General features: G+C 59.1%; 13 protein-coding genes. All 13 read left to right on the top strand.

Going from position 1 to position 14,449, the window contains the following annotated elements; genetic code table 11:
- Position 1 precedes the first annotated feature (1 nt).
- Complete coding sequence (locus tag SPHINGO391_RS18165; RefSeq protein WP_152010165.1) at positions 2 to 505, top strand: flagellar basal body-associated FliL family protein; 504 nt, start codon at positions 2 to 4, stop codon at positions 503 to 505.
- Positions 502 to 1,239, top strand: coding sequence for a flagellar type III secretion system pore protein FliP (gene fliP / locus SPHINGO391_RS18160; RefSeq protein WP_152010164.1), 738 nt, complete (start codon positions 502 to 504; stop codon positions 1,237 to 1,239). The genes SPHINGO391_RS18165 and fliP overlap by 4 nt, the downstream gene beginning before the upstream one ends.
- Before the next feature lie 325 nt (positions 1,240 to 1,564).
- Positions 1,565 to 2,539, top strand: a complete 975-nt coding sequence (locus SPHINGO391_RS18155; protein ID WP_152010163.1) for a flagellin — start codon at positions 1,565 to 1,567, stop codon at positions 2,537 to 2,539.
- Positions 2,540 to 2,805: 266 nt separating this feature from the next.
- On the top strand, positions 2,806 to 3,780 hold the full coding sequence (locus SPHINGO391_RS18150; RefSeq protein ID WP_152010162.1) for a flagellin: 975 nt from the start codon (positions 2,806 to 2,808) through the stop codon (positions 3,778 to 3,780).
- Positions 3,781 to 4,038: 258 nt separating this feature from the next.
- Positions 4,039 to 5,010 carry a flagellin gene (locus tag SPHINGO391_RS18145; RefSeq protein WP_152010161.1) on the top strand — a complete coding sequence of 324 codons (972 nt, stop codon included), beginning with the start codon at positions 4,039 to 4,041 and terminating at the stop codon, positions 5,008 to 5,010.
- 378 nt (positions 5,011 to 5,388) lie between these two features.
- A complete protein-coding gene (locus SPHINGO391_RS18140) occupies positions 5,389 to 6,366 on the top strand; it encodes a flagellin (protein WP_152010160.1) in 978 nt (325 codons plus the stop codon).
- 305 nt (positions 6,367 to 6,671) lie between these two features.
- Positions 6,672 to 7,289, top strand: a complete 618-nt coding sequence (locus SPHINGO391_RS18135) for a hypothetical protein (RefSeq protein WP_152010159.1) — start codon at positions 6,672 to 6,674, stop codon at positions 7,287 to 7,289.
- Complete coding sequence (locus SPHINGO391_RS18130) at positions 7,289 to 8,569, top strand: MotB family protein (protein ID WP_152010158.1); 1,281 nt, start codon at positions 7,289 to 7,291, stop codon at positions 8,567 to 8,569. The genes SPHINGO391_RS18135 and SPHINGO391_RS18130 overlap by 1 nt, the downstream gene beginning before the upstream one ends.
- Positions 8,569 to 10,107 carry a chemotaxis protein gene (locus SPHINGO391_RS18125; protein WP_152010157.1) on the top strand — a complete coding sequence of 513 codons (1,539 nt, stop codon included), beginning with the start codon at positions 8,569 to 8,571 and terminating at the stop codon, positions 10,105 to 10,107. The genes SPHINGO391_RS18130 and SPHINGO391_RS18125 overlap by 1 nt, the downstream gene beginning before the upstream one ends.
- 18 nt (positions 10,108 to 10,125) lie before the next feature.
- Positions 10,126 to 11,580 (top strand): flagellar hook-length control protein FliK, encoded by a 1,455-nt coding sequence (locus SPHINGO391_RS18120; RefSeq protein WP_152010156.1) that lies wholly within the window; start codon positions 10,126 to 10,128, stop codon positions 11,578 to 11,580.
- On the top strand, positions 11,522 to 12,100 hold the full coding sequence (locus SPHINGO391_RS18115) for a transglycosylase SLT domain-containing protein (RefSeq protein ID WP_152010155.1): 579 nt from the start codon (positions 11,522 to 11,524) through the stop codon (positions 12,098 to 12,100). The genes SPHINGO391_RS18120 and SPHINGO391_RS18115 overlap by 59 nt, the downstream gene beginning before the upstream one ends.
- 281 nt (positions 12,101 to 12,381) lie before the next feature.
- Positions 12,382 to 13,053, top strand: a complete 672-nt coding sequence (locus SPHINGO391_RS18110; RefSeq protein WP_152010154.1) for a response regulator transcription factor — start codon at positions 12,382 to 12,384, stop codon at positions 13,051 to 13,053.
- A 116-nt stretch (positions 13,054 to 13,169) separates the two neighbouring features.
- Positions 13,170 to 14,432, top strand: coding sequence for a flagellar hook protein FlgE (locus SPHINGO391_RS18105; RefSeq protein WP_152010153.1), 1,263 nt, complete (start codon positions 13,170 to 13,172; stop codon positions 14,430 to 14,432).
- Positions 14,433 to 14,449: the final 17 nt, after the last annotated feature.

Raw genomic sequence — 14,449 nt, 5'->3', positions numbered from 1 at the left:
CATGGCTGACTTTGAAAGCGCAGAAGACGATGGCGGCAAGAAGAAGTCCGGTCTGATCGTCACCATTGCGGTCGTGCTGGTGCTCAGCCTGGTCGCGGCTGGAGGCGGCTGGATGGTCGGCGGCATTATCGCGCCGCAGGTGGATCAGCCGGAAACGGCTGCATCTGCAGGTTCTGAAGGCAAGGACGAGAAAAAAGAAGAAGAGGCTGAGGACAAACCGCGGGAAAACGTTCTTGCGCTTGAGCCGATCACCACAAACCTGTCATATCCTTCCGACAACTGGATTCGAATCGAAGTGTCTCTCGTGTTCATCGATGAACCCGATCAGGCGATGGCGGATCGGATCCACCAGGACATGCTTGCCTATCTGCGCACCGTATCGCTTCAGCAGATAGAAGGGCCGCGCGGCTTTCAGTATCTGCGCGAGGATCTGCGTGAACGCGTGAAGTTGCGGTCGGAAGGCCGCGTCAACGACCTCCTTTTGAGGACATTTGTGATCGAATGATTCGATTTCTATCAGCCTTTGCAGCCATGATGGCGATTGCAACGGCGGCGCACGGCCAGGTTCTGGATCCCAATCTGCTCCAGGCCCCGGTTGACGGATCCGTTGCAAGCTGGATCATCCGTACCTTCGGACTGCTGACCGTTCTGTCAGTGGCGCCCGGCATCCTCATCATGGTGACCAGCTTTCCGCGGTTCATCATCGCCTTCGCCATTCTGCGCGCCGGCATGGGGCTGGCCACGACGCCGGCCAACATGATTCTGGTCAGCCTGTCCCTGTTCATGACCTTCTATGTCATGGCCCCGACATTTGATCGCGCCTGGGAGCGGGGCGTGAGCCCGCTTCTCGAGAACCAGGTCAGCGAAGAGGAGGCCATCCAGCTCATCGCCGACCCGTTTCGCGAGTTCATGCTCGTCAACACCCGTCCCAAGGATCTCAACCTATTCATCGACATTGCCACCGAGCGCGGCCAGACGACCGAAACGGAAGGCAAGATCGACATGCGCGTTCTGGTCCCCGCCTTCATGATCTCTGAGATCAGGCGCGGCTTCGAGATCGGATTTCTTGTCGTCCTGCCGTTTCTCGTGATCGATCTGGTGGTCGCCACCATCACCATGTCCATGGGCATGATGATGCTGCCGCCGACGGCGATCTCGCTGCCGTTCAAGATCCTTTTCTTCATCCTCATCGACGGCTGGAACCTGCTTGTCGGAAGCCTCGTTCGCTCCTTTGTGTAAACAGGTTTACGCCTGAGCAGCCGTGCGCGGACCTGATTCCGGCGCCCGCTTGATGCTGCTCTCCGGCCCGGTGTGGCGGTATCTCAAGCATTGTTATGGTTAACTTAAGTGACGGTTAACTATATTGAATTTACTCGCTTATTTGGCTTTCGATTAATCAATTCGAAAGCGCCAACTGGGATTATGGTGCCAACATGACGGGGAGGAACACTCTTGCGAAGTCAAGGGGTTCCGACAGGCATGATGCCGAACCGCATGACCGGTAAAAACATAAGCCCGGTATGTCCCTCCTCAGTATTGCGTTATTTTTTAAAGGGACAATCCCATGACTAGCATCATGACCAACTCCGCAGCTATGTCTGCGCTCGCCACCCTGCGTTCGATCAACAACGACATGGAAAGCACGCAGAACCGCGTGTCGTCCGGTTACCGGGTTGAGACAGCTGCAGACAACGCCGCTTACTGGTCGATCGCAACCACCATGCGTTCGGACAACAAGGCTCTCTCCACCGTTCAGGACGCTCTCGGCCTCGGCGCTGCGAAGGTTGACGTTGCCTACACCGGCATGAACTCGGCCATCGACGTCGTCTCCGAAATCAAGGCGAAGCTGGTTGCTGCCCGCGAGCCTGGCGTCGACAAGACCAAGATCGACAAGGAACTGACAGAACTGAAGAACCAGCTGGTTTCGATCTCCGAATCCGCTTCGTTCTCCGGTGAGAACTGGCTCAACAACACCACTTCGGCTGCTGCCGGCACCAAGAACATCGTTGCCGGTTTCAACCGTGACGCCGCTGGCCTGGTCACGCTGACCACGCTCGACGTCGACGTGACCTCGACCACCCTGATCGGTGCCGCCGGCGAAAGCCTCGGCATCCTGACCAAGGACATCGATGCCAACGCGCTGGATCCGAACGCAACCGGCACCGCAACCCGCGACTACTTCCTGATCGACACCGGTTCGACCACCGGTACGCAGGCTTCCGGTACCGCGATTGCCCTGACTGCAGCCACCACCGACGCCCAGGTTGACGACATGATCCGTGTTGTCGACTCGATGCTGACGCAGATGACCGATGCCGCTTCGAACCTCGGTGCCGTCAACAAGCGCGTCTCCATGCAGGACGACTTCGTCTCCAACCTGATGGACTCGATCACCAAGGGTGTCGGCCGTCTCGTCGACGCGGACATGAACGAGGAATCGACCCGCCTGAAGGCTCTGCAGACCCAGCAGCAGCTTGGTATTCAGGCTCTGTCGATCGCCAACTCCAGCTCGCAGAACGTCCTGTCGCTGTTCCGTTAAGGATTGCTTAAGACTAAGTTTCGAGTTTGAGCATGTAAAGAACGCCGGGGAGCAATCCCCGGCGTTTTTCCATTCCGAAACAATCCCGTCGAATAAATAATTCCCGATTAAACCTTCAGTAACCACACTCCGTCATTTTGATCGTCAAGAAATGGTGGGTCGTGGATCGGAGGAAACCGGAAGCGACGGGCATGATGCCTGGCCACTGTTGCCGGTAACCGAGTCCGGTATGTCCCGCGTATTTTTTTGTCAAAAGGGACACTTCCATGACAAGCATCATGACTAACTCCGCAGCAATGTCTGCACTCGCCACTCTCCGTTCGATCAACTCCGACATGGAAATGACGCAGAACCGCGTTTCTTCCGGTTACCGGGTTGAGACGGCTGCAGACAACGCCGCGTATTGGTCGATCGCAACAACCATGCGTTCGGACAACAAGGCCATGTCGACCGTCAAGGACGCTCTCGGCCTTGGCGCCGCGAAAGTCGACGTTGCCTACACCGGCATGAACTCGGCCATCGACGTCGTCTCCGAGATCAAGGCAAAGCTGGTTGCGGCCCGCGAGCCTGGCGTCGACAAGACCAAGATCGACAAGGAACTGACAGAGCTGAAGAACCAGCTGGTTTCGATCTCCGAATCCGCTTCGTTCTCCGGTGAGAACTGGCTCAACAACACCGGCACTGCTGCTGCCGGCACCAAGGAAATCGTCGGCGGCTTCAACCGCGACGTGAACGGCCTGGTCTCGATCACCACCCTGGCAGTCAACACCACCTCGACCACCCTCATCGGTGCTGCCAACGAAAGCCTCGGCATCCTGACCAAGGATATCGATGCCAACGCGCTGGATCCGAACGCAACCGGCACCGCAACCCGCGACTACTTCCTGATCGACACCGGTTCGACCACCGGTACGCAGGCTTCCGGTACCGCGATCGCTCTGACTGCAGCCACCACCGACGCCCAGGTTGACGACATGATCCGTGTTGTCGACTCGATGCTGACGCAGATGACCGATGCCGCTTCGAACCTCGGTGCCGTCAACAAGCGCGTCTCCATGCAGGAAGACTTCGTCGCCAACCTGATGGACTCGATCACAACCGGTATCGGCCGCCTGGTCGACGCCGACATGAACGAGGAATCGACCCGCCTGAAGGCCCTGCAGACACAGCAGCAGCTCGGCATCCAGTCGCTGTCGATCGCCAACTCCAACTCGCAGAACATCCTGTCGCTGTTCCGTTAAGGAGCGCTTCAGACCCGATCATAGGGTTGGGCCCAACAACAACGCCGGGGAGAAATCCCCGGCGTTTTTTTGTTCACGCACCGGTAAGAAAGTCACCACGGTTAAGTGTTCAGTAACCATAATCCGACATTTTGGTTGTCAAGAAATGGTGGGTCGCGGATCGGAGGAAACCGGATGCGATGGGTATGATGCCTGGCCACCGTTGCCGGTAACCGAGTCCGGTATGTCCCGCGTAAGATCGTCAATAGGGACACCTCAATGACAAGCATCATGACCAACTCCGCAGCAATGGCTGCGCTCGCCACCCTCCGTTCCATCAACTCCGACATGGAGATGACGCAGAACCGCGTCTCCTCCGGCTACCGTGTCGAAACTGCTGCGGACAATGCCGCATACTGGTCGATCGCAACCACGATGCGTTCGGACAACAAGGCGCTTTCCACCGTTCAGGATGCACTCGGACTCGGTGCCGCGAAGGTCGACGTTGCCTACACCGGCATGAACTCGGCCATCGACGTTATTTCCGAAATCAAGGCAAAGCTGGTTGCCGCCCGCGAGCCTGGCGTCGACAAGACCAAGATCGACAAGGAACTGACAGAGCTGAAGAACCAGCTGGTTTCGATCTCCGAATCCGCCTCGTTCTCCGGTGAGAACTGGCTCAACAATGTCGGCACCGTGGCTGCCGGTACCAAGGAAATCGTCGGCGGCTTCAACCGCGACGTGAACGGCCTCGTATCGATCACCACTCTTTCGGTCAACGTGACCTCGACCACCCTGATCAGCGCAGGCAACGAAGCCCTCGGCATCCTGACCAAGGACATCAATGCCGATGCGCTGGACCCCAATGCCACCGGTACCGCCCGCAACTACTATCTGATCGATGCCGATGGTACAGCGGCAACCGCCGGCTCCGGTACGGCCATCACACTGGCTGCGACAACCACCGACGCACAGGTCGATGACATGATCCGCGCGGTTGACTCGATGCTGACGCAGATGACCGATGCGGCTTCGAACCTCGGTGCCGTCAACAAGCGCGTGTCCATGCAGGAAGACTTCGTCGCCAACCTGATGGACTCCATCGACAGCGGTATCGGCCGTCTGGTTGACGCGGACATGAACGAGGAATCGACCCGCCTGAAGGCCCTGCAGACACAGCAGCAGCTCGGCATCCAGTCATTGTCGATCGCCAACACCAATTCGGAAAACATCCTGCAGCTCTTCCGTTAAGACCGGACGTGAGTGGGCCGCTTTCGGGCGGCCACGGCAACAGGAAACAAGGGCCGCATCGGGGACGATGCGGCCCTTTCGCGTTGCTCGCTGGTCCAACCCTGGTTGCGACTGGCATCGAACTTTGTGCGGCGCGGTAACGCGTTGTAAAAACTTCGTTACAGCTTCGCTAAAACAGCAAGAAGTAAACAGCAACAGGTTTTCATTAGTAGATTTAGGGGTTGAATTAACCCCTCGTTAACCATAAACGTTTACCGATTAGTTACCAACGATGAACCGGCAAGCAAGGCAAGTGCCAAACCGGTTGCATGACGCAAGATCATCGTAGCCGGAATTGAGGCCGGTATGTCCCTGGGCAATTATAGGGGGCATTTAAATATGACCAGCATCATGACCAACGCAGCCGCAATGGCTGCCCTTCAGACACTTCGCACAATCAATTCAGAAATGCAGATGACGCAGGCGCGCGTTTCTTCGGGCTACCGCGTCGAAACCGCCGGTGACAACGCGGCCTACTGGTCGATCGCAACGACCATGCGGTCCGACAACAAGGCATTGTCCACCGTCAAGGATGCATTGGGACTGGGTGCGGCAAAGGTGGACATCGCCTACACCGCGATGAACAGCTCCATCGACGTGGTTTCCGAAATCAAGGCAAAGCTGGTTGCGGCCCGCGAGCCTGGCGTCGACAAGACCAAGATCGACAAGGAACTGACAGAGCTGAAGAACCAGCTTCAGTCGATTGCCGTTTCGGCATCGTTCTCCGGCGAGAACTGGCTCAACAACACCTCGACCGCAGCGGCCGGAACCAAGTCGGTCGTCGGCGGCTTCAACCGCGACGTCAACGGCCTGGTCTCGATCACCACGCTCGACATCAACGTCACCAGCCTGACCATGATCGGCGCTGCCAACGAAAGCCTCGGCATCCTGACCAAGGATATCGACGCCAACGCCCTTGATCCCAACGCAACCGGTACCGCAACTCGCGATTACTTCCTGATTGATACGGGCTCGACCACCGGCACCCAGGCATCCGGTACGGCCATCACCCTGGCCGCGACCACCACCGATGCCCAGGTTGACGATATGATCAGGGTGGTGGATTCCATTCTCACCACGATGACCGATGCCGCATCCAATCTCGGTGCCGTCAACAAGCGCGTCTCCATGCAGGAAGACTTCGTCGCCAATTTGATGGACTCCATCGACAAGGGTATCGGCCGTCTGGTCGACGCCGACATGAACGAGGAATCGACACGCCTCAAGGCCCTGCAGACGCAGCAGCAGCTCGGCATCCAGTCACTGTCGATTGCCAACACCAACTCGGAAAACATCCTTCAGCTCTTCCGGCAGTAAGCCGGACCGGCCCTGAACGGGCGGGCTGAATGATCGAATTCTACCGTGCCGCCGGTCAACGGACATGGTGGATCAGCTGATCCGCACCAAAATTGCCCTTGGTGCGGATCAGCGCAAATCTTGGTGAGGACGGGCATTTTTCATCGGGTCGGGCAGCCCGAGGTCATTCTCACACAAGTTTAACTCCCTAGGTTTCTCACGCGCATGAAGGCGCAGCCGGATCCTGCAGTCCCCGCCTTCAATTCTCGAAGGGAAAAGACAGTGAACCGGCTATCGTCAGCAATTGCCACCAAACGGAGAGGCTCATGACGGCCAGTTTCGCCAGGTATCTGCCGGATTTCGAATTCACCGATATGAGCGGTTTCCATGCTGACCGGCATGTGGAAGAAGAAGACAAGCCCGCAGCGCTGCCCAACATCAATATCGAAAGCATCCGCGCCGAGGCCCGGGCGGAGGGCGAAGCGATTGCGCGGGCTGAATTGACCCGCAAGTTCGAAGAAGAACATCTCGCCATCGAAAATCTTCACGCCGCCGAGCTCGCGGCCCTGCGTGAAGAGCTTGAAGCCAGTGCCGCGACACAAATTCCCGACGCTATTGCCGCAAGAAGCGCAGGAATCGCTGACATGATCGCCGGTGATGTTGAGGCCGTCCTCAAGCCGCTGATCGATGAGGCGCTTCGCGTCCGCATTCTCGCCGGCCTCTCCGACGAGATCCGCAAGATCCTGGCGCTGGAAAACGCCGGTCAGATCCGCGTCTCCGGACCTGACGCTCTGGTCGAAGCGCTGCAGGCCAATATCGGTGCCGATGCCGACAGGTTCGAAGTCCACCGCAACGACCAGTTCGACATTGAGGTCGAGATCAACAAGACCAAGTTTGCCAGCCGCCTCGAGGAATGGTCCAAAGCTCTGGCTGAGGTTTTCTGATGGCTGAAGGCGACTCAACCCACCAGGGCAAGAACGAGATCATCATCGTCAAGCGGCGCGGGAACAACGCCGATGACGGTGCCCATGGCGGCGTCTGGAAGATCGCCTACGCCGACTTCATGACTGCAATGATGGCTTTCTTTCTGGTGATGTGGCTGGTCAATGCCGCCAACGAGGAAAGCAAGGCCTCTGTCGCGAGTTACTTCAACCCGATCAAGCTGATGGACGACAAGCCGACCGATCGCGGCATCAAGCAGGTTGGCAACACCCAGGACGGTGAGGCCAAGGCACCGAAATCCAAGTCGGACGGTCAGGGGACCACCGACGGCAAGGCGGCCGAGGTCGGCAACCAGGAAAACAGCACCGCCGGAGAAAAGCAGGACTATTCCGAATCCGACTATTTCGAGAATCCGTTCTCGGTACTGGCTGAAATCGCCCAGGAAACGGGAACCCAGACCAACATCTCCGAAAAAGGCGATGGCGGTGCTTCGCAATCCGGACCTGCAACCGGCGCATCCGGCGGTGATGCCTACCGCGATCCTTTCGATCCGGATTTCTGGTCGAAACAGATCGAGCAGGAGCGCAAGTCGCTTGAGGATAGCCAGGCCATGGTGGAAGCCGACGGCTACCCGCAGAACAATGCGCCCCCCGACGCGATTGACGATCTGGGATTGCTTGAGGATCCCTATGCGCAGGCCGGAAACTTTGGTGGCAATCCCGAGGATGGACCGACCGGCAACCAGTCCGCCGATGTTGCCGGCGAAGGTGGAAACGGGTCGGAAACCACCGAAGAAGAAGCCAAGATCGCCAAGGCGGAGGCCGAGGCCGAGGAGCTCCAGAAGGAGATCGCCCGGGCACTCGGCGGTACCGTCGGCAAGCTGGCCGAAGGCTTGACCGTCACCCCGACCGAGGGCGGCTTGCTCGTCTCGCTCACCGACCAGCTTGATTTCGGCATGTTCAATGTCGGATCTGCCGTGCCGGGCCGTGACCTTGTTGTTGCCATGGAGAAAATCGGCGAGCTTTTGTCAAAACGGCCCGGCGCCATCGCGATTCGCGGTCACACCGATGCAAGGCCCTATACATCCGGCAATGATGACAACTGGCGGCTCTCGACCGCCCGGGCACACTCCGCCCTTTTCATGCTCGTCCGCGGCGGCGTACCAGAGGACAGGATCATCCAGGTCTCGGGCTTTGCTGACCGCCGGCTCAAGGATCCGGAAAATCCCTATTCCGAGGTCAACCGCCGCATCGAGATCCTTGTCGAGGCCGAAGGGAGCTGATGGTGCGGCGCGCCTTCTATCCCGCGCCTGTGAGCTTCGCCGCTGCCGCGGCGATGTTTGCGTTTGGTGCGCTGGCTCAGGAGCCGGCGAAACCATTGCCGTTTGAGCTGTTTCACGGCGCCAAATCCGGGACCGGCGGGCAGGACGCTGCCTCGGCTCCGGAGCATGGCGAGACATCTGCGGAATCACACGGCGCAGCCAATCCGCACCAGCCGGCAGCCGGCATGGTGGACGGAGCTGGCGACGACGCAGCTGCTGATCCCCAGAGTGCCGAGACCGAAGGTGTCAAGGCACCGTTTTCCGAACCGGCCGAAGTGGCAGGGCTGGAAATCGGCGAGCAGATGGAAAGCCTCGAACCCTACAAGTTGGTCCGCTCTCTGCAGTTCGTTCAGGACGCGGTCGTCCAGGGCGATCACTCCGCCATGGAGATGCAGCGCTTTCTCATTGGCGTGATCGACAGCCGGCTGCGTCAGGCAGACCAGAAGGTCTTCGACGATCCCCGCAATGTCGATGCCGCCCTGATCTATGCCATGAGTGGCGGCAATCCCGCCACGCTCGACATTCTTGCGATCAAGGACAAGTTCGGCAATTTCGACAACGAGGTGACCACGGTCCTGCGGGCCTATCTGAACGGCCGCGCTGCCAAGACGCAGACGGAACTCACCGAGGTGGTCGAGATCTACCGTGATACCGAGATCGGTCCCTACATCACGCTGGTGGCGGCCAACGTCACCGCTGCGCTCAACGATTCCGGAGCGCTCGAATTGTTTGACTGGGCCCGGTTGACGGCGCCGGGGACGCTGGTCGAGGAAGCCGCGTTGCGCCGCTCGCTGTTCATCGCGGCACAGAAGAACATGGTGGAGGAGGCACTGCATTACGCGCAACTCTATGCGCGCCGTTTCATCAATTCGCCCTATGCCGGTCAGTATGCCGATCTCGTGGTCGACCTCGTGCTTCTGAATTACGAAACCATCGGTGATGACGGCCTGAGCGAGATCCTGTCCTTCATGGACCGGCCGAGAAAACGCGAGATCTATCTGCGTATCGCCCGCAAGGCGGCCATTTCGGGTCTGCGCGATCTTGCGGTCTTTGCTTCGGACAGGGCCGAGGCGTTGCTCGGAATCAATGACACGGCACCACAGGCCATGGCCGAGCTCTACTCCGGCATGGCCAAGATCCCGACCGACGGCGTCGACGGTGTTCTTCAAAGCATCAATGCACTGTCGGGCGCCCGTTTGTCGCGCCGTGACCGTGCTTTGCGCAAGGCAGCAGAGATTGTCGCAAGTGAAGTCGTGAAGAAACCACTGCCCGACAGCTTCACGCAAGCAATGCCGGCCATGATACAGCAACCGGACATGACACAGGCCGGTGATCCCTTGAAGACTGCTGCCGATGGCGAAAAGAAAGCCGGGAGTCCCATTTTCAGACGCGCCAAGACCCCTGATGAGGAGTTGCGTGCCGCGGAAGACGAAACCTTCAAGGGTTATGTGTCGGACCGCAAACAGGCACTCGAGCGCATAGACAAGCTGCTTGAGTGAAGTGGAGAGGAAAGCCTCGTGAGCGCATTGGACATGGTGATGCAGCGGCAGGTGCCTGCTCGGCCCGCAGCCAAGGCCGGCGATGGCAACGGAGCGGTCGGGGACGGTCGCGATGACGCATTCTCCGCCGCCCTTTCACAGGAAAAACGCGGCACCACCGCTGATCGCGACCGGGTCAACAAGGCTGATGAAGCCTCGGCCGTGCGCGACGAAGCAGACGATGCGAACGAGCAGGCTGCGCAGTCAGACGAGATCCTGAACCTGCTCACGGGCCTGATGTCGAGTGCATCCTACTCGGATGATGCTGCACTGGGACAGCCTGCGCCAGGCGAAGAACTCCCGACTGAACAGGCAAACGGAATGCCGGCCGATCCCGAGGCCGGCAATGACGAGATGGCAGCCATTATCGCTGCTGCTGCAGGGAAGACGGCAGCTGCCGATGCCAATCAAGCCCGGGTGGCGGCGGTCGCAAAGCCTGCAAATGTCGCTGAACCGAAGGCCGATGGTGATGCCGCACAGGCTCAGGCTGCCGCACAATCATCCGACAAGGCCAAGGCAGCCAGCCTCCAGGCAAACACCGTTCAATCCGACCAGCGTGCCAGCGCGCCGGCCGCAGCCGCACAGGCAGCCACCGGCGGTGTAGCCGCAGTCGCGGCCCAGGCAGCTGTCCAAGCCGGGCCGAAGGCCCCCGCGGCGGACACAGGGGCGGAGCGCCAGAAAGATCAGACATCGGTCCGGGAAGTCATGCGTGCGCTTGGCATGGAAGGCTCAGCCCAGCCAACCGATGCGGAAGCTGGAAAGCGCGATCTCCGCAGTGGCAATGGCGGACGCCAGCGTGATGTCGCCGACCGTCGCCTCGACGATGCAATGGGCGCCAAGGGCGGCAAGGTCGAAGTGGTCGAATCCCGCAAGTTCATGCCTGCCCAGAACATGTCGGCCAATGGACAGTTGCTGACCCGCACACTGGCCGAAGCCGGAAGTACGGCGATCGCGGCGCAGAAGGCCGCTCCGGCGCAGCAGCTCACGCAGACGGGCCTCTCGCAGCCGGGGCAGACCCTGCATACGCTTAAGCTTCAGCTCAATCCGGTGTCGCTGGGCAGCGTCACCGCGGTGCTCAAGCTTACCGGTGATGATCTGTCGGTCGAGATAAAGGTTCAGACCGCCGAAGCCTATCGTCAGATCAAGGAAGACAACCAGTCGATGCTCAAGGCGCTGCGCGCCCAGGGCTTTGGTGTGGAACAGATTTCCGTCCAACACGTGCCCGGTCCGGACCGGGCATCCAGCCAGACTCCGCAACAGGGCTTCCAGGCCAGTCAGCAGGGGACAGGGTCCAATGATGCCCAGTCATCCGGCAGGGAGAGCGGACGCAACAATGCCGGACAGCAGGGTACAGGCAATCAGGGGGGGCAAGCGCATGAACAAGGTTCGTATACTGGCCCTGGTACTGGTCGCACTGACGGCGTCTATCTATGATGGTCTGACGCCGCGCTCGGCCGAGGCCGCGACCGGTGTGTGCGAAGCAGAGATACTCGCTGCAGCCCGCGCCTATGGAGTGCCCCCGGGCATCCTGCATTCCGTCGGCTTGACAGAGACCGGAAGGAAGGGATCGCTTCATCCCTACGCGCTCAATATCGAGGGCCGCACGGTTTTCGCCAACAGTCGCAGCGAGGCCTTGCGTGAGTTTGAACAGGCCCGGGCCGAGGGCAAGACCCTGATTGATCTTGGCTGCATGCAGATCAATCACCGCTATCATGGCGCCGAGTTCAAGTCCGTGAGCGCCATGCTCGACCCCCATGCCAATGTGGTTTACGCCGCCCGGTTCCTTGCGCGGCTGCATGCCAGGCATGAAACCTGGACAATGGCGGTGGCGCGTTATCACGCTGGCCCGAACAACGATCCGGCACAGAAGAGATATGTCTGCCGGGTGATCGCCAACCTCATCGCCACCGGCCACGGAGCGTGGACAAAACAGGCTAGATCGTTTTGCAGTTGATACAACCGGTACGAGTGTTTGCCAAATTTCTGCCGGATTTGACACAATTTGTTAAGAATTAGGCATTTCTAAACGGTGCAAGAAAAAAATTAACCATTTGTTAACTTTTCCAGACAATTTTGTGTGTGTATTTTGTGAGACATACCATATCTAGGCAAATCAGCGGCAATCATGGTTAATCAATTATTAATTGTCACCATATCGAATTGATAGTTTACCAAGATTCAGCGGATTCGTACTTCTTTGGTAACGAGGCACCACACTGATTCGGAGGCGAACGAATGATCGTAGTGGTTGATGATCGGCAATTGGTAAAAGACGGATACACATCTCTTTTCGGGCGGGAAGGAGTACCATCGGCGAGCTTTGATTCAACAGAGTTCGGCGAGTGGGTCGGCACTGCCGCGGATTCCGATCTGGAGGCTGTCGAAGCCTTCCTGATCGGGCAGGGCAAGCTGATGATGGATCTGCCCCGGGCAATCCGCGACCGTTCGCAGGCTCCTGTTATTGCCGTAAGCGATACCCCGTCTCTGGAATCCACCCTGGCATTCTATGATAGCGGCGTTGACGATGTTGTGCGCAAGCCGGTTCATCCGCGCGAAATCCTTGCCCGAGCGGCAGCGATACGCCGCCGGCTCAAGGCCCTGTCGACGCATATCGAGATCGGACCGATCCGGGTGTTTTCCGACGGACGCGATCCCGAAATCGAAGATCGTACATTTGCGCTTCCAAGGCGCGAGCGCCGCATCCTCGAATATCTTGTCGCCAACCGTGGCCGCCGCGTCACCAAGCAGCAGATCTTCAATGCGATCTACGGCATCTTCGACGAGGACGTCGAAGAGAACGTGGTTGAAAGCCACATCTCCAAGCTGCGCAAGAAACTGCGCAAGCGCCTGGGCTTCGATCCGATCGATTCCAAGCGCTTCCTCGGCTACCTGATCGACTGGAAGTAAGTGACCCGGCCATCCGGAAAATCCGGTTGGTCGAAGCCAGGTGCATCACCGGCAATCAGGTTCACGCAAGGCCCGCAAGCTAATCTGGATTTCAGTAGTAAACGAGGGATTACGCGATGAGCCTTTACGGAATGATGCAAACCGGTGCGTCCGGGATGAACGCGCAAGCCAACCGCTTGAGCACTGTGGCCGACAACATTGCGAACTCCAGCACGCCTGGCTACAAGCGTGCCACCACCGCCTTTTCATCGCTTATCCTGCCCAGCAGCGCCGGTTCCTACAATTCCGGTGCGGTTCAGACGAGCGTCCGCTATGCCATTACCGATGCCGGTCCGCTGGAGTTCACGACGTCCAACACCGACCTCGCGATTGATGGTGACGGCTTCTTCATTGTCAACGACAGCAAGGGCAGCCCCTTCCTGACGCGGGCCGGCTCCTTCGTGAAGGACGGTGACGGCAATCTCGTCAACGCAGCCGGCTTCACCCTGATGGGATATGATTACACCGGCGGCACGCCTGCGCCGGTCGTAAACGGATTTGACGGCCTGGTTCCGGTCAATGTCGAATCCGCGGGCCTGACCGCGACGCCATCCACCACCGGCCTGTTCTACGCAAACCTTGATGACAGTGCGGCTGTTGTCGCGGCCGCAAACCTGCCGTCCGCCAATGCCGCGACTGCCGAATACTCCCACAAGAGCTCGCTCGTGGTCTATGACACGGTCGGCAAGGAAGTTCTTCTCGACTTCTATTACACCAAGACCGCCAACGACACTTGGGAAGTTGCGGTGTTTGACCGCTCGACGGCCACGCCGACCACCGGCTTCCCTTACGGTGCGGGCCCTCTCGCCACCCAGACCCTGACCTTTGACCCTGCGCTCAACGGCGCCCTGGCAGCGGCCAGTGCGACCGATATCACGCTGGCTGTTCCCGGCGGCGCGGCTCTGACGGTCGATCTCGCCAAGATGACACAGCTCAACTACCCGTTCACGGTCGATGATGCCGACGTCAATGGCAATGCGCCCTCTGCTGTGACCGATGTCGAGATTTCCGCCGACGGAACCGTTTATGCGAAATATGAAAACGGTGACCTGAAGCCGCTCTACCAGATCGCCCTTGCCAACGTCGCCAGTCCCGACAATCTCATCCCGCTGCCGGGTAATGTCTATTCTCAGGGCATCGACTCTGGCGTCATCACGACGGGTTTCGGCGGCTCCGGCGGCTTCGGAAACCTGATCTCCGGTGCCCAGGAAGGCTCGAACGTCGATCTGGCCAGCGAGCTGACCGACATGATCGCCTCCCAGCGCAGCTACACTGCCAACTCAAAGGTTTTCCAGACAGGCTCCGACCTGTTGGACGTCCTCGTGAATCTCAAGCGATAGTCTCGTTAGGGAACTAG

This window comes from Hoeflea sp. EC-HK425, from assembly GCF_902498795.1.
In the GTDB taxonomy this organism is placed as follows: Bacteria; Pseudomonadota; Alphaproteobacteria; order Rhizobiales; family Rhizobiaceae; genus Hoeflea; species Hoeflea alexandrii.
The sequence above is the reverse complement of the archived record's forward strand: the minus strand, read 5'-3'. Positions and strand labels throughout refer to the sequence as shown.